Annotated in this window: 11 protein-coding genes and 2 pseudogenes; 7 read left to right on the plus strand and 6 right to left on the minus strand. The window is 68.9% G+C overall.

Features of this window, described 5'->3' with window-relative positions; translation table 11 throughout:
- The first annotated feature begins 7 nt into the window (after positions 1 to 7).
- Both ABIC66_RS18060 and ABIC66_RS18065 read left to right on the plus strand, forming a co-directional pair.
- Entirely contained in the window at positions 8 to 955 is a 948-nt protein-coding gene (locus ABIC66_RS18060) for an ABC transporter ATP-binding protein (RefSeq protein ID WP_354071796.1), read from the plus strand.
- A complete protein-coding gene (locus tag ABIC66_RS18065) occupies positions 955 to 1,680 on the plus strand; it encodes an ABC transporter permease (protein WP_354071797.1) in 726 nt (241 codons plus the stop codon). The genes ABIC66_RS18060 and ABIC66_RS18065 overlap by 1 nt, the downstream gene beginning before the upstream one ends.
- Before the next feature lie 58 nt (positions 1,681 to 1,738).
- Here the strand turns inward: ABIC66_RS18065 and ABIC66_RS18070 are convergent.
- Together ABIC66_RS18070 and ABIC66_RS18075 are read right to left on the minus strand one after the other, a co-directional pair.
- A pseudogene (locus ABIC66_RS18070) lies at positions 1,739 to 1,825 on the minus strand (hypothetical protein); the annotation flags it as partial.
- 21 nt (positions 1,826 to 1,846) lie between these two features.
- Positions 1,847 to 2,233 (minus strand): RidA family protein, encoded by a 387-nt coding sequence (locus ABIC66_RS18075; protein WP_354071799.1) that lies wholly within the window; start codon positions 2,231 to 2,233, stop codon positions 1,847 to 1,849.
- Positions 2,234 to 2,293: 60 nt separating this feature from the next.
- Here ABIC66_RS18075 and ABIC66_RS18080 point away from each other — a divergent pair, with 60 nt between their 5' ends.
- Both ABIC66_RS18080 and ABIC66_RS18085 read left to right on the plus strand, forming a co-directional pair.
- Entirely contained in the window at positions 2,294 to 3,034 is a 741-nt protein-coding gene (locus ABIC66_RS18080) for an aspartate/glutamate racemase family protein (RefSeq protein WP_354071801.1), read from the plus strand.
- Positions 3,035 to 3,159: 125 nt separating this feature from the next.
- Positions 3,160 to 5,489 (plus strand): annotated as a pseudogene (locus ABIC66_RS18085) (GH92 family glycosyl hydrolase).
- 137 nt (positions 5,490 to 5,626) lie between these two features.
- Here ABIC66_RS18085 and pbpC read toward each other — a convergent pair.
- Entirely contained in the window at positions 5,627 to 7,849 is a 2,223-nt protein-coding gene (gene pbpC, locus ABIC66_RS18090) for a multimodular transpeptidase-transglycosylase PbpC (protein WP_354071803.1), read from the minus strand.
- Positions 7,850 to 7,903: 54 nt separating this feature from the next.
- Here pbpC and ABIC66_RS18095 point away from each other — a divergent pair, with 54 nt between their 5' ends.
- Entirely contained in the window at positions 7,904 to 8,392 is a 489-nt protein-coding gene (locus tag ABIC66_RS18095) for a YcgN family cysteine cluster protein (RefSeq protein WP_354071805.1), read from the plus strand.
- A 100-nt stretch (positions 8,393 to 8,492) separates the two neighbouring features.
- Here the strand turns inward: ABIC66_RS18095 and rpmE are convergent, their stop codons facing one another.
- On the minus strand, positions 8,493 to 8,720 hold the full coding sequence (gene rpmE, locus ABIC66_RS18100; protein ID WP_354071807.1) for a 50S ribosomal protein L31: 228 nt from the start codon (positions 8,718 to 8,720) through the stop codon (positions 8,493 to 8,495).
- A gap of 125 nt (positions 8,721 to 8,845) precedes the next feature.
- Between rpmE and ABIC66_RS18105 the strand changes: the two genes are divergently transcribed.
- Together ABIC66_RS18105 and ABIC66_RS18110 are read left to right on the plus strand one after the other, a co-directional pair.
- On the plus strand, positions 8,846 to 10,708 hold the full coding sequence (locus ABIC66_RS18105) for an ABC transporter transmembrane domain-containing protein (RefSeq protein ID WP_354071809.1): 1,863 nt from the start codon (positions 8,846 to 8,848) through the stop codon (positions 10,706 to 10,708).
- Between the two features lie 72 nt (positions 10,709 to 10,780).
- Positions 10,781 to 11,338 (plus strand): hypothetical protein, encoded by a 558-nt coding sequence (locus ABIC66_RS18110; protein WP_354071811.1) that lies wholly within the window; start codon positions 10,781 to 10,783, stop codon positions 11,336 to 11,338.
- Between the two features lie 6 nt (positions 11,339 to 11,344).
- Here ABIC66_RS18110 and ABIC66_RS18115 read toward each other — a convergent pair whose 3' ends face one another.
- Positions 11,345 to 12,646: a hypothetical protein gene (locus tag ABIC66_RS18115; protein ID WP_354071813.1), complete on the minus strand. Its 1,302-nt coding sequence runs from the start codon at positions 12,644 to 12,646 to the stop codon at positions 11,345 to 11,347.
- 69 nt (positions 12,647 to 12,715) lie between these two features.
- Positions 12,716 to 14,380: a hypothetical protein gene (locus ABIC66_RS18120; RefSeq protein ID WP_354071815.1), complete on the minus strand. Its 1,665-nt coding sequence runs from the start codon at positions 14,378 to 14,380 to the stop codon at positions 12,716 to 12,718.
- Between the last annotated feature and the right edge of the window lie 47 nt (positions 14,381 to 14,427).

Consider the following 14,427-nt stretch of genomic DNA (forward strand, 5'->3'; position numbering starts at 1 on the left):
TTCGATCATGCCCGCCGCCATCGAGACCGAAGGCCTGACCCGACGCTTCGGCGCCCGCCGGGCGGTCGACGACGTGTCCATGGCCGTGCCCGAGCGCGCCGTGTACGGCTTCTTGGGCCGCAACGGCGCGGGCAAGACCACGACCTTGAAGATGGTGCTGGGCTTGATCCGGCCGACCGCCGGCGTGGCGCGGGTCAGCGGCCTGGACGTCACTCGCGATCGGATTCGCGCGGCGCGCAAGGTCGGGGCTCTGCTGGAGGCGCACGGCTTCTACGGCAACCTGACCGGCGCCGAGAACCTGGCCTTGACCACGACCCTGCTGGGCGTTCCCGCCACCGAGATCGATCGGGTGCTGGAGGTGGTCGAGATGCGGGCCGACGCCGGACGCAAGGTCGCCGGCTATTCGCTGGGCATGCGCCAGCGCCTGGGCTTGGCGCGGGCCATGCTGGGCGCGCCGCCGGTGCTGGTGCTGGACGAGCCGACCAACGGCCTCGATCCCGACGGCATCGCCGACATGCGCCGGTTCCTGAAGCGCCTGCCCGAGCGCACCGGCGCCACCGTGCTGCTGTCCAGCCACCTGCTGGGCGAGATCGAGCAAGCGGCGACACACGTCGGCGTCGTCAATGACGGTCGCCTGGTTCTGGAAGGCGAACTGGCCCGCCTGAAGGCGGATCTCCCGCCTGAGATCGTGCTGCGCACCGGCGACGACGTCCGCGCCGTCGCGCTCCTGGCCGGCCACGACCTGATCGCCGCCCGGACCGAGACGGGTCTGACCGCGCCGCTGCGCGTCGGCGACGACGTCGACCAAGCCGCCGCCACCCTCACCCGCGTCCTGGTCCAGGCGGGCGTCCCCGTCTTCGCCATCGGACCGCGCGACCGGTCGCTGGAGGACATCTACCGCCGCGTCGCCATCCCCGACCCCGAAACCGCTCAAACCCAACCGGAAGCCGCCTGATGCTCGCTGTCCTGTCCGTCGAAGTCCGCAAGCTGAACCGATCGTTGGCCGCCCTTCTGGCCGTGGCCGCGCCGTCGCTGATCGCCGCCTTCCTGTTCTTCCTGGTGCTGCGCGGCAGTCGAGCCGGGAAGTGGGACATGTTCCTGCAAGGCTCGACCACCGCCTGGGCCTTCTTCATGCTGCCGATGAGCGTCACGGCCCTGACGGCCCTGGTCGCGCATATGGAGCATGGCCCGCGCGCCTGGGATCACCTGCGGGCGCTGCCGGTCCCGCGCTGGAAGATCTATGCCGCCAAGGCGATCTGCGTCATCGCCGTGGTGACGATCATGAGCGGCCTGAACCTCCTGCTGAGTTGGGCGTCGGTCTCGGCGGCGGCGGCGATCAAGCCGGCCGTCATGCCGACCGGGACGATCGATGTGGCGCGCATGCTGGTGCTGAACCTGAAGGTGACGACCGCCGCGACCCTGCTGATCGCCATCCAGCTGTGGACCGCCCTGCGCTTCGCCAGCTTCGTGCCGGCCCTAGCGCTGGGCATCGGCGGGACCTTCTTCTCGGTCGTGGCGACCTCGGCCAAGGAGGGCGTGTTCTTCCCCTGGCAGATGCCGGTCAACATGCTGGCCAAGGAAGCCTGGCGGGTCGAGACGGCTCTGGCCCTGGGCGGCGGGCTAGGATTGCTCGCGCTGGTCGCGGCCATGGTTCACCTGGCGCGGCGGGAGGTGCTGTAGAGGGCATTGAGCGATCAACGCTACAATTGGTGTCATCCCGGAAGCCTCGTAGAGGCTATCCGGGACCCAGGGGATGCGTGGATGCCGTGCCGGCCGCCCCTGGGTCCCGGCTCTACGCTGCGCTTCGGCCGGGATGACACGGGATAGGAAGTCCTGGAGTCGCCCCCTACGCCGCCGCGACGATCTCCAGTTCGACCAGCCAGTCTTCCGACAAGGTCTGGACGATGATGGCGGTGGTCGGGATGCGGCGGTCGCCCAGCGCCTTGACCCGCGCGGCGCCGTTGGCCTCGACATAGGCGGCGTCGCGCAGATAGCTGGTCAGGCGCACGATGTTGTCGACGGTCATGTCGGCGCTCTTCAGGATGGCGCGCAGGTTGTCCCAGAGCAGCTCGAGCTGGCGCTCGAGCGTCGCGCCTGGCTCGCCGTTGTTTTCCAGCCCCATGGTCCCGGCCACGTAGAGGAAGCGCTGGGGATTGCGCACCTCAAGGGCGTGGACGTAGTCGTCGGTCGCGGCGTAGACGCCCTCGGTCGGATTGTGGGTCACGGTTTCCATGGCGTCTCTCCCTCGAGTTCTTTAGGCGAAGCTTAGATAGGCATCGGACGCGAAACGGCCATGACGGAACAGGCGCTCATCGGATTGATCGGCGGCATGAGCTGGGAGAGCTCGGCCCAGTACTACCGGCTGATCAACGAGGCCGTACGCGATCGCGTGGGCGGGGTCGCCTCGGCGCGGACCCTGATGTGGTCGTTCGACTTCGCCGAGATCGAGCATCTGCAGCACGCCGGCCGCTGGCCCGAGCTGTCGCGGCGCCTGGCGGACGCGGCGCGGGCGCTGGAGGCGGGCGGCGCCGATTTCCTGGTGCTCTGCACCAACACCATGCACCGCGAGGCCGACGCCATCGAGGCGGCGGTCCATATCCCGCTGCTGCACATCGCCGACCCGACTGGCGAGGCCATCAAGGCGGCGGGGCTGACCACGGTGGGTTTGCTGGGCACGGCCTTCACCATGGAGCACGACTTCTATCGCGGCCGGCTGGAGAAGAAGCATGGCCTGACCGTGCTGACGCCGGACCCCGACGACCGCGCCGTGGTTCACCGGATCATCTACGAGGAGCTGGTCGCCGGGCAGGTGCTGGACGCGTCCCGCGAAGCCTACAAGGCGGTGATCGAACGGCTGGTGGCGCGCGGAGCGCAGGCGGTGATCCTGGGCTGCACCGAGATCATGTTGTTGATCGGCCAGGCCGACAGCCCGGTCCCGGTGTTCGACACCACGACCCTGCACGCGATGGCGGCGGTGGAGCGGGCGCTGCTTCCGCTGTCATCCCGGCCGTACCCCGGCGAAAGCCGGGGGTAGACCCGGGACCGCAACAGGCGCGGAGCATCCGGCGGTCCCCGGCTCGGCGCGCTTCGCGCTTGGCCGGGATGACAGGTTCAAATGCGCTGCTACGGTGCCCTCCGCTCAAGTTGCGGAGTTTCCGAATGCGTCTCGCCCTTGCCCTGACCGCTAGCCTCTCGATCGTGGCGGGGGCGGCGGACGCCCAGACCCCGAGCGCCTACGAGGCCGTCGATCCCTTCATCGGCACGGGCGGCGACGGTCATACCTTTCCCGGCGCGGTGGTCCCGTTCGGCATGGTGCAACTGAGCCCCGACACCGAAATCCTGCCGTTCAAGCAGAGCTACGCCCGCGCCGCCGGCTACCGGTTCGGCGACCCGACCATCCTGGGCTTCTCGCACACGCACTTCTCGGGCGCGGGCCATTCGGATCTCGGCGACATCCTGTTGGCCCCGGTCAGCGGCGAGGCCAAGTTGGAGCCCGGCGAGGCCGACAAGCCCGGCTCGGGCTATCGCTCGCGCTACAGCCACGACACCGAGATCGCCCAGCCCGGCTACTACGCCGTCACCCTCAGCGACAGCCAGGTGCGGGCCGAGCTGACGGCGGGCCTGCGCACGGGTCTGCACCGCTACACCTATCCGAAGGGCCAGCGGGCTCAGGTGCTGATCGACCTACGGACCTCGATCTACAACTATCCGGGCAAGGTGCTGTGGTCGCGGCTGCGCGTGGCGCCGGACGGGACGATCACCGGCTATCGCGAGACGCGCGGCTGGGCGCCCGGCCGCAAGCTGTTCTTCGCCATCCGCTTCGACAAGCCGCTGGTCGGCCAGGCCTTCCACAACCGTGAGACCGACGTGCCCTACAAGGGCTTCACCCAGCCGGGGCGCACGCCGGAAGATCGCGCACAGATCCAGGGCCGCGCCCTGGTCGGGGTGTTCGACTTCGGCCAGATCGACGGACCGCTAACGGCCAAGGTGGCGCTGTCGTCGGTCAGCGAGGACGGGGCGATCGCCAACCTGGCCAGCGACGAACCCGGCTTCGACTTCGACGCCCAGCGGACCCGCGCCAAGGCGGCCTGGGAGAAGGCCCTGGGAGCCGTCGACATCGAGGCCCCGGCCCCGATGCGGAAAACCCTCTACACGGCCCTCTATCACACCCTGCTGGCCCCCAGCGTCTATGCCGACGCCGACGGACGCTATCGCGGCCCCGACGATCAGGTGCACGAGGGCAAGCTGGACGGCCGGTCGTTCACCTTCCACTCGACCTTCTCGCTGTGGGACACCTTCAGGGCCGAGCATCCGCTACTGACCCTGGTGCAGCCTTCGGAATTTACCAACGACGTGGTCAATTCGCTGATCGCCTCGCAGCGCCAGAGCCCCTACGGCATCCTGCCGGTCTGGCAGTTCCACGGCCAGGAGACCTGGACGATGATCGGCTACCACGCGGTGCCGGTCATCGCCGACGCCTGGATGAAGGGCATCCGCGGCTACGACGGCAAGGCGGCGCTGGACGCCATGGTCAAGAGCGCGACCTACGCCCCCTATGGCGGCCTCGGCGACTACATGAAGCTGGGCTATGCGCCGATCGACAAGGAGCCCGAGGCCGCGTCCAAGACGGTCGAATACGCCTTTGACGACTGGACCATCGCCCGCATGGCCAAGGACATGGGGCAGGCCGACGTGGCGGCGACCTTCGAGAAGCGGGCCAGCTACTGGCGCAACAGCTTCGATACGAAGACCGGCTTCCTGCGGGCCCGCAAGAGCGACGGGACCTATCGCGAGCCGTTCAACCCGACCGCCATCAACTATGGCTCGGACTATACCGAGGGCAACGCCTGGCAATATTCCTGGTTCGCGCCGCAGGACCTGGGCGGGATCGTCAAGACGCTGGGCGGCGACGCGGCGACGGTCAAGAAGCTGGACGCCATGTTCGACTTCGACAATTCGAAGATCGACTACTCGCACGCCGAGGACATCGCCGGCCTGATCGGCCAGTACATCCACGGCAACGAGCCCAGCCACCACGTGGCCTATATGTACGACTATGCCGGCGCGCCGTGGCGCACCCAGGCCCGCCTAACCCAGATCATCAAGAGCCAGTACAAGCCGACACCCGACGGCCTGTCGGGCAATGACGACCTTGGCCAGATGTCGGCCTGGCTGATGTTCACGTCGCTCGGCTTTTTCCCGTGACCCCGGCCTCGAACGAATACGCCATCGGCCGGCCGTTCGTGGACAAGGCGGCGCTGAACCTGCCGAACGGCAAACGCTTCACCGTGCGGGCCGAGGGGATGGCGGACACCAAGCCCTACGTCGCCAAGGTCACCCTGAACGGCAAGCCGCTGACCCGGGCCTATCTGAAGCACGACGAGATCACGGCCGGCGGCGAGCTGGTCTTCACGATGAGCGCGACGCCGAACAAAACGTGGGCGACGCGGGTGCAAGATCGTCCGACGTCGCTGACGGGGTATCGGTAGTCTCGAAAAACACCTGTCATCCCGGCCGTAGCGCAGCGAAGAGCCGGGACCAAGGGCCAACGCATCGGGCTTGGCCCCTGGGTCCCGGATAGCCTCTGCGAGGCTTCCGGGATGACACAGGGGGGCTAGCGAACTGCCTAGTACGGCAAATTCTCCTGCGCCGGCTGGCCCGGGACCGGCTCCGGCGGCGCGGCGTTGGCCGCGTCGTCCAGCTCCGACGCCGCGCGGGCGAACTCGGCCGACAGGGTCTCGTAATAGCCGTTGCGCGGGTCCGGCTCGGTTTGCGGCGCGGGGTCGGGCAGCAGCCACTGGAAGTCGCGGACCGCCAGGGTCTGGTGGGCGGTCATCATGAAGCGCCGCCAGATGCTGGCCGGGATGTCGCCGCCGACCACCTTGTTCATCGGCTTCTCGTCGTCGTTGCCGACCCAGACGCCGGTCACGTAGTCGGGCGTGAAGCCGACGAACCAGGCGTCGCGCCAGTTCTGGCTGGTGCCGGTCTTGCCCGCCGCCGGACGACCGAAGGCGGCGCGCTTGGCGGTGCCGTCGGTGACCACCTTCTTCATCATCTTCACCATGATACTGGCGTGGCCGATGTCGTAGACGCGGCGCTCGCCGGCCGGAGGCTGGTGGGCGAAGACGGGCTGGCCGCCCTGGGTGGTGATCGACTCGATGACATAGGGCTCCAGCCGCACGCCGCCTTGCTGGAAGACCTGGAAGCCCGAGGTCATCTGCAGCAGGCTCACCCCATAGGAGCCCAGGGCCACTGACAGGTCGGGCGCGGGCGGCAGGCTGGTGATGCCGAAGCGGCGGACCAGGTCGCCGATCGCCGGGCCGCCGGCTTCCTTGCCCAGCTTCACGGCGATGGTGTTGGTCGAGGTGACCAGAGCCTGCTCGACGGTCATCGGACCGCGATAGCCGCCGCTGTAGTTCTCCGGGCTCCAGTCGCCGAACTTGACCGGTTCGTCGACGCGGATGTCGGTCGGCAGCACGCCCTTCTCGACGGCGGCGGCGTAGATGAACGGCTTGAAGGTCGAGCCGGGCTGGCGGCGAGCCTGGACCGCGCGGTTGAAGGGGCTGTCGCTATAGTCCGTGCCGCCGACCATGGCGCGGATGGCCCCGTCGGCGGACAGCGACAGCAGGGCCGCCTGGTTGGCGCCCGACCGTTCGCTCTCGGTGGCCATGGTCTGGCGCACGACCTCGGCGCCCTCGTGCTGCAGGACCGGATCGATGGTCAGGCGGACGACCAGGTCCGGCGCGTTCTGGCCGGCGATCTTGACCGCCTCGGTGGTGGCGTAGTCCAGCACCCAGCCGTAGTCGCCCTCGTCCTGCAGGGCCAGCGGCGACAGGCGCGGGGTGTCGTCCAGCGCGCGGCTCTCCTGCTCGGCGGTGATCCAGCCTTCCTTGCGCATGTTGGCCAGGATCAGGCGAGACCGCGCCAGCGCGCGTTCCATGTCGTTGGTCAGGGCCAGGCGCGAGGGGGCTTTGGGCAGGCTGGCCAGCAGGGCCGATTCCGACAGGGTCAGTTGGCTGGCGGGCTTGCCGAAATAGGTCTGGGCCGCGCCGTCGACGCCGTAGGTGCCGGCCCCGAAATAGATGCGGTTCAGATAGAGCTCGAGGATCTCGTCCTTGCTCAGGACCTGCTCCAGCTTCCAGGCCAGCAGCATCTCCTGCAGCTTGCGCTTGACCACCCGGTCCGGGGTCAGGAACAGGCCCTTGGCCAGCTGCTGGGTCAGGGTCGAGGCGCCTTGCTTGGTGCGGCCGCCGCGCCAGTTGACCCAGGCGGCGCGGGCGATGCCCTGGGCGTCGATCGCCCCGTGCTTGTAGAAGCGCCGGTCCTCGGCCGCCAGGAAAGCCAGGGGGACGTAGTTGGGCACCGCGCCCAGGGTGATGCGCTGGCCATAGCGCGGTCCGCGCGTGGCGATCACCTGGCCGTTGCGGTCCTCGAAGCGGATGCCGGGCGCGCGATTGACCGCGAACAGCGCGTCGCGGGAGGGCAGTTGTGGCGCGTCCTTCAGATATTTGAACCAAACATAGGCCGCCCCGCCGCCGGCGGTGAGCACGCCGACCAGCAGCGTGACCAGCAGCACGCCCCAGATCCAGCCCCACTTGCGGGCCTTCTTCCGGGCGGCGTGGTGCTTGAGATCCGCGCGGAACGGCTCCTCGGGTGGGGGCGGAGGAGGGGGCGGCGCGGCCGCAGCGGGCGGCGAAAGGCGGAACGGGTCCTGCAGTGGCGGCTCGGGCGCCCACGGATCGTGGCCGGGCGGAGACGCGCCAGAGGACGCGCCGGCGGCGGGCTCGCGCCCACGTTTGGACGGATCCTTGTCATCGAACTTGTAGGGCGGAAGCGTCCAGTCGTTCACGGTTCGCGTCAGGCTCTGTTTGGTCGCCAGGTAAATCGGGTTTAGGACGACGCCATGACGCCACGCAAACCTTTCTGGGAGACGAAGACGCTCTCCGAGATGACCGTCCCCGAATGGGAGAGCCTATGCGACGGCTGCGGTCTCTGCTGCCTCGTTCGCTTCGAAGACGAAGACACCGGCGAAATCATCCCCACGCGGGTGCACTGCCAGCTGTTCGACGAGCACCGCTGCCAATGCAAGGACTATCCGAACCGCAAGAAGACGGTGCCGGACTGCATCAAGCTGACGCCCTACAATATCGAGGAGCTGGAGTGGATGCCGCCGTCCTGCGCCTATCGCCGGCTGCACGAGGGCAAGGACCTGCCGCGCTGGCATCCGCTGATCACCGGCGATCCGGACAGCACCCACAAGGCCGGGGTGTCGGTGCGCGACCAGACGGTCTCGGAGCTGAGCTTCGCGGAGGCCGAGGACGCCATGGACTTCGTCGCGACCGACCTGATGCGGGATCGAGGGGACGATCCGTACGAGCCGGACGAGGACTGAAGACGTCCGGGCGCTTTCTGAGGTCCAGACACAGAAAAAGCCGGCCCGCGATCGCGGAGCCGGCTTTTCGTCGCCCTTACGGCGAGAAGCGTGAAGCTTCTTACTTCTTGCCGGTGAAACCGGCGAACTTGGCGTTGAAGCGCGAGACGCGGCCGCCGCGGTCCAGCATGTGGGCGTTGCCGCCGGTCCACGCCGGATGGGTGCGCGGATCGATGTCAAGCGCCAGAACAGCGCCTTCCTTGCCGTAGGTCGAGCGCGTTTGATAGCTCGAGCCGTCGGTCATGGTGACGGTGATGAAGTGATAGTCGGGGTGAATGTCTTGTTTCATGGCGGCGATCCGGACCGACTACGGCGGCGACTGAGAATGGTGGATGAGAGTCGCCCGCGCACGTGCGGGGTGGCCCTCGAAGACGCGCGGCTATAAAGAACCCGCGCGATTTTGGCAAGGGACTGTTGATGACCGACGTGAATGCGGGCGAGCAAAAGATCGAGGGTCGCCCCGGCGCCGGGGCCGAACTGGTCCAGAGCATGGCCGAGGCCAAGGCCCGGCGACCCCGCCGCAAGGACATCCGCCCGCTGGCCCATCTGTTGCCGTTCGTGGCCGCGCACAAGGGCGATGGCCTGGCCGCCGGCTTCTTCCTGCTGTTCTCGACCGGCGCGACCCTGGGGCTGACGGCGGCCTTCAAGGGCGTGATCGACCACGGATTCGCCAAGGGCCAGGCGGCGGCTATCAACAGCGCGTTCGTGGGCCTGGGCGCCGTGGCCCTGGTGCTGGCGATCGCGACGGCCTGCCGGTTCTTCTTCATCACCCGCCTGGGCGAGCGGGTCGTGGCCGACCTGCGCCGCGCGCTCTACGGCCATACCCTGACGCTGGACCAGCAGTACTTCCTGAAGACGCGCACCGGCGAGGTGCTGTCGCGTCTGACCACCGACGTCTCGCTGATCGAGCAGCTGGTCGGGGTCTCGGCCTCGGTGGCCCTGCGCAACATCCTCAGCCTGGTCGGCGGTCTCGGCTACATGGCGGTGGTCTCGCCCCGCCTGGCGGGGTTCATCGTCCTGATGGTGCCGGTGATCCTGGCCCCGATGTTCCTGATCGGCCGTCGCGTGCGCAAGCTGACGGTCAGCGCCCAGGACAAGTTCGCCGACGCCGTGGGCTATGCGGGCGAGAGCCTGGACGCGCTCGAGACGGTGCAGGCGTTCGGTCGCGAGCGGGCCTCGGCTGGTCGCTTCGGCGGCGCCGTGGAAGCGGCCTACAAGGCTTCGGTTCGCCGGATCACCACGCGGGCCGCCATGACCGCCGTGGTCATCACCCTGGCCTTCGGCGGCATCACGCTTCTGCTTTGGACGGGCGCGCGCCTGGTCATCGCCGGCCAGATGACCGGCGGCACCCTGGCCCAGTTCGCCATGCTGGCGGTGATGGCGGCCGGCTCGATCGGCGCCCTGGGCGAGGTCTGGGGTGACGTGCAGAAGGCCTCGGGCGCGATGGATCGCATTTCCGACCTGCTGAACGCCAGGCCCGACATCGCCGCGCCGCCGGCGCCCACGATCCTGCCGGTCCCCGCGCGGGGCGCGATCGCGTTCGAGAACGTGGTCTTCGCCTATCCCGGCCGTCCCGACCTGCCGGCCCTGAACGGCTTCGATCTTACCGTGAAGCCCGGCGAGACCGTGGCCCTGGTCGGCCCCTCGGGCGCCGGCAAGAGCACCGTGCTGCGGCTGCTGCTGCGCTTCTACGACCCGACCAGCGGCGCCATCCGCCTGGACGGCGTTGATCTGCGCGACGCCGAGCCCGCCGAGGTCCGCGCCCGCATGGCCCTGGTCGCCCAGGACTCGCCGCTGTTCTCGGGCTCGGCCTTCGACAACATCCGTTTCGGCCGCGAGGACGCCACCGAGGCCGAGCTGCGCGCCGCCGCCGAAGCCGCCCAGGCGGCTGGCTTCCTCTCCGCGTTGCCGCAAGGGTTCGACACTCCGGTCGGCGAGCGCGCCAAGACCCTGTCGGGCGGCCAGCGCCAGCGCCTGGCCATCGCTCGGGCCCTGGTCCGCGAGGCGCCGATCCTGCTGCTGGACGAGGCCACCAGCGCCCTCGACGCCGAGAGCGAGCGCCTGGTCCAGCAGGCTCTGGCCGCCGCCATGCAAGGCCGCACCACCCTGGTCATCGCCCACCGCCTGGCCACGGTGCTGAAGGCCGATCGGATCGTGGTCATGGAGAACGGCCGCGTCGTCGAGCAGGGCGCTCACGCCGAGCTGTTCGCCAAGGGCGGCCTCTACGCCCGTTTGGCCAGCCTGCAGTTCGGGGTCGAGGCGGTCGTCCCCGCCTAGCGGACCACGATCGCCAAGTCGTTGACCTGCGGTTGAGCTTGGTCGACTGTCGCCCTCTCGATGAGGAACCCGATGATCGACAAGCTACGCCTGCTCAATCCCTTCAAGCCGATCATCGCGGCCGACGACGCCGGCGCCGCGGCGCGGGCGGGGGCGGTGGGGGCGTTCCTGACCGTGGTCAGCAGCCTGTACGGCGGCGTGCGCCTGTATCTGCATCGCGACCAGCTCCTGGCGATCGCGCGTCAGTCCGCCAGCGCGCCGGGCCAGGATCCCGAGGTCACGCGGCAGACCGCCGCCATGATGGAAGGCCTCGTCACCTATACGCCGCTGGTCGCCACGGTGATCATGGTGCTGCTTTATCTGGTGTTCGGCGCCATCCAGTGGCGGCGGCGCACGGCGATGATCCCGCTGATCATGTTTTTGTTCAGCGCCTATGGCGTGGTCGTGGGCCTGCTCGGCTTCCTGAACCCGCAGACCCAGATCCAGTCCGAAGCGTTCGGCATCTCGATCTGGGAGCGGGGGGTGAGCTGGATTTTCGCGGTGATCGTCATGGCGCTCTTCTGGGCCGGCTTCCGGGGCGGAAACCGGCTGAAGAAGATCGGGGCCGCGCCCGACATCTCGACGTTCTGAGGCCGGCTATTTTTTGAGATCGGCCGGCGTGGTCGGTTCGCTGACCACATGCTCCATGGCGTTCCAGCGCGCGGCCTCGGACTTGCCGGCGCGGTAGACGTGGTCGCGGACCATGTCCTGGCCGATGTTGTAGTTGATCACGTAAGAGCGGTAGGTCTCGATGAACGCCACCCGCTTCTCGGCCCCGCCGCGCGAATAGAGGTTGTATTTCATCAGCGCCTGCACGGCCTGTTCCTTGGTCATCTTGCCGCCCAGATAGGCGGCCGCGATCGTGTTGCCGCTGCTGGCCAGGGCGGCCTTGGCCTCCTGCAGATCGCCATAGGCCTTGGCCGTCGCGGGATCGAGGCCCGCCAGCGGATACAGCTTGTCGCGCTCGAAGTCGGTCTTGGCCTGGCCTGGGAAGGCCAGGGTGATGCCGAAATTGGCCGAGCCCTCGGCGATGAACGACTGCGGCGAGAACAGCGGATAGACCGAGAACTCGACCCAGCCCTTCTCCTTGGTCAGCTTCTGTTCCAGCAGGGTGTTCAGCACATGGTGGCCCGGATAGCCCTCGTGGCAGCCCAGGTCCAAGGCGCGGCTGATATAGATCGGCAGGTCGGTGTTGATCTCGATCAGGCTGTGGGCGTCGCCCTTGTACCAGTTGTAGCCGCTCCACGGCTTCTTGGTGACGAACGACAGGTCGAAGCGCTCGCCGGCCGGCAGCTTGATATGCTCTTCGGTCTTGGCCTTGCAGGCGGCGATGCCGGCCTTCATCACCGGCTCGAGCTTGTCGGTCGGAATGACGTACTGGTTCTGGAAGGCGTCGACCCGGGCGGCGAGGTCGCCCTTGCCCGGGACCAGCTTGTCGATGCGGGCCAGGATCGGGTCGTAGCTCTTCAGCGGTTTCAGCACCGGGCGGACGCTGAACAGGCCCTCTGCCTCGTCCTCGAAGCTGAACTTGTCGCCCGCCAGCATGGCCAGGCGCGTCTGGGCGGCCTTGACCTGGCCCTTCAGGAACAGCTTGCGGCGGCGCTGGTCGGGCGACAGGTCCTTGTCCGGGACCTTGCTCAGCAGCAACTGCAGCCGGTCGGCCTCCTTGCGCAGCACCGACACGGGGCGCGGCGCCAGCTTGGCGGCGTTCTGCCATTCCTGGGGCCCGTAATAGGCGTCGACATAGCCGGGCTCGCGCTCGCCGGCCTCCAGGGTCATGTGGACGAAGTCGACGGCGATCCGGTCCAGCAGGTCCGAACCCGGCGAGGCGAAGGCGGGCGCGCCCAGCAGAAGGGCGGCGGCGAGGGCGACCGCGGAAACGGCGTGGCGGATCTTCATGGGCTTCCCCGGGGCTTGGCGTTTTGTGGTGGCACGCTGCACCGCCTCGCCCCGGTTCGGCAAGCCCGCCTAGCTGTGGACGAGGTCGACCTTCGTCAGGTCGCCGACCCAGCCCCTACGCGCCTGGGCCGCGTGACCGTCGGCGGCCTGGACGAGGCCCAGCTTGCGCTCGGCCTGGGCCAGGACGTTCAGGCTGACCGGGTCTAGCGGACGCTTGGCCAGAGCCGCGCGGGCCTCGTCGGCGGCGCCTTGCGCATCGCCACTGACCAGCAGGGCGGCGGCCAGGCTGCGGCGCACCGGGTACCACCACATCGGCGGATCGGTCTGGTCGGCGAAGCGGGTTTCCTCCAGCGTGGCCGCCTTGCGGAAGGCCTTGGCGGCGCGCTTGGGATTGTTCTCCAGCATGGCGGCGCGGCCTTCCAGCACCAGGCGGGCGACCTTCGTGGCGTCAACCCCTACGGCGCCGAACTCGCCCCAGGGCTTTAGCGCGCCCGCGCCCAGCTGGACCTGGGCCAGCTCGCGGCGCACGCCGGCGGCGTCGCCGTTGCGGGCCAGCGCCTCGCCGCGCGCATAGCGCCACATGGCCTTCAGATAGGGCAGGGTCGGCTCGGTCAGCGCCAACACCTCTTCGGGCGCGGCGTAGCGGCCCTCGACGGCGTAGGCCGTGCCGGCCACCGACTGGTCCCAGGCCTGGCCATGCTCCAGCTTCAGCGCCCGCGTCAAGAACGGCCGGGCGATGGCCAGGCCGCCGTCGGCGTCACCGGACATCAGAGCCCCGGCCGCGCCGAAGTGCACGTTGTGGGCGTGGTAGAACAGCTTGTAGACGCCGTCTTCGCCGGCGAAGCCCTGGGCCTGGGCGTTGGCCATGTCGAGCTTGGCCGCCGAGGCGTTGGATTTCAACGCGTCCTCGTAGCGACCGACCCAGTAGTAGGTATGCGAGGGCATGTGGACGAGGTGGCTGGCCGACGGGGCCAAGCCTTCCAGCTTGTCGGCCCAGGGCTCGGCCCGGGCGGTGAAGCCGCTCATCTCGGTGGCGTGGATGTAGAAGTGGATGCCCGCGGCGCTGTCGGGCGAGCGCTTTAGCGCGGCCTCGAGCAGTTCGACGGCGCGGGGCAGGTTCTGCTTGGCCCCGGCCAGCGAGGCGGGGACCATAAGAGCGTCGGCGGCCAGCACCGCCAGTTCGTCGTTGTTCGGATGGGCGCGGGCCAGAGCGTCCATGGCCTTGGCGTAGACCGCGTCGCCGGCGCCCTTGCCGCCGCCGTGCTCGTAGCGCGCCTTCATGGCGGCGATCAGCTCGCGCTCCAGCGGTGGGCCGTCGGCGGCCAGCACCGTAGCGCGGACCATCAGTTCGGCCATCTTCTTCTGGACCGCGTCGTCGACCGTGTAGTTGATCGTCGCCCCGCCGGCCCAGGCCTGGCCCCACAGGCACATGGCGCAGTTCGGGTCGCGGCGCGCGGCCTCCTCGAAGGCGGCGACGGCGGCCTTGTGGGCGAAGGCGTGGCCCAGTTGCAGGCCGTTGTCGAAGAAGGCCTGGGCGTCGGGCGAGGTCGTGCGGATCTTCCAGGTCGCCGCGCCGTAGCCGGGCATCAGCTTCACGACCTTGGCCGGCGCGTCGGCCGTCGACGCGCTTCCGGAACACAGGCCCATGGCGTTGGGCGGGGGCGGCGGCGCGTCGGCCTGGGTGAAGGCCGGGATCAGGGCCAGAAGCCCCGCCGTGAAGACGATCGCGCGCATCAGATAGCTCCCCGAAGACCGGCGCGACTGTCGGTCCGCGCCCCGCG

This window comes from Caulobacter sp. 1776, assembly GCF_040545685.1.
GTDB lineage: Bacteria > Pseudomonadota > Alphaproteobacteria > Caulobacterales > Caulobacteraceae > Caulobacter.

Coding starts and splice junctions, on each gene's coding strand:
- ABIC66_RS18060 (WP_354071796.1), top strand. CDS start 8: ATGCCCGCCGCCATCGAGACCGAAGGCCTGACCCGACGCTTCGGCGCC.
- ABIC66_RS18065 (WP_354071797.1), top strand. CDS start 955: ATGCTCGCTGTCCTGTCCGTCGAAGTCCGCAAGCTGAACCGATCGTTG.
- ABIC66_RS18075 (WP_354071799.1), bottom strand. CDS start 2,233: ATGGAAACCGTGACCCACAATCCGACCGAGGGCGTCTACGCCGCGACC.
- ABIC66_RS18080 (WP_354071801.1), top strand. CDS start 2,294: ATGACGGAACAGGCGCTCATCGGATTGATCGGCGGCATGAGCTGGGAG.
- ABIC66_RS18095 (WP_354071805.1), top strand. CDS start 7,904: ATGACGCCACGCAAACCTTTCTGGGAGACGAAGACGCTCTCCGAGATG.
- rpmE (WP_354071807.1), bottom strand. CDS start 8,720: ATGAAACAAGACATTCACCCCGACTATCACTTCATCACCGTCACCATG.
- ABIC66_RS18110 (WP_354071811.1), top strand. CDS start 10,781: ATGATCGACAAGCTACGCCTGCTCAATCCCTTCAAGCCGATCATCGCG.
- ABIC66_RS18115 (WP_354071813.1), bottom strand. CDS start 12,646: ATGAAGATCCGCCACGCCGTTTCCGCGGTCGCCCTCGCCGCCGCCCTT.
- ABIC66_RS18120 (WP_354071815.1), bottom strand. CDS start 14,380: ATGCGCGCGATCGTCTTCACGGCGGGGCTTCTGGCCCTGATCCCGGCC.